Genomic DNA, 710 nt, shown 5'->3' with positions numbered 1-710 from the left:
TTACTATGGGCATGTGGCCTGGGTATCTAATGTATCAGGGGATACGATTGAGATTGAAGAGTATAATTATGGGGTTAGGGAGAAATACAATCGTCGCAGCGTAAAAGCTAGTTCTATGACAGGCTTTATCCATTTTAAGGACTTAGTAGGGAATGGTGGTAGAACTGGAAATCCTATCGGGTCAGGGTTGGCATCTAGTGGAACTCATACGTTTACTCAAAAGTCTGCCATTCGAAACCAGCCGTCAAGTACAGCACAAGTTATTGACTACTACTATCCTGGTGAAAATGTTAGCTACGATCAAATCGTAGAAAAGGACGGTTATAAATGGCTCAGCTACCTATCCTATAGTGGAACGAGGAGATACGTCCAGTATATGGAAACAGAATCGGTGGAGAATGGTTGGAAGAAGCAAAACGGTATTTGGAATTACCGTGAGAACGGGAAAGTCGCAACTGGTTGGAAGAAAATAAATGGCAGTTGGTATCACTTTAAAGACAATGGAACCATGTCAACAGGTTGGGTGAAGGATGGTTCGCATTGGTACTATCTAAAGGAATCAGGAGAGATGCAGACAGGATGGCTCAAGGAAAATGAAACATGGTATTATCTGGAGAGTTCAGGGGCTATGAAGTCTAGCCAGTGGTTCCAAGTAGGAGGAAAGTATTACTACGTCAATGCTTCAGGGACTTTAGCAGTGAATACTACTG

The 710-nt window shown here is 42.7% G+C and carries 1 protein-coding gene; it reads left to right on the top strand.

Annotated elements, in window-relative coordinates:
- The coding region (locus D8863_RS10605) for an SH3 domain-containing protein (RefSeq protein ID WP_185761486.1) at window positions 1–710 on the top strand (710 nt) is incomplete at both ends.

It is taken from the genome of Streptococcus oralis (assembly GCF_003943825.1).
Lineage (GTDB): Bacteria > Bacillota > Bacilli > Lactobacillales > Streptococcaceae > Streptococcus > Streptococcus oralis_CD.
Note: the sequence above shows the minus strand (reverse complement) of the source record. Positions and strands in the feature narration are given on the sequence as shown.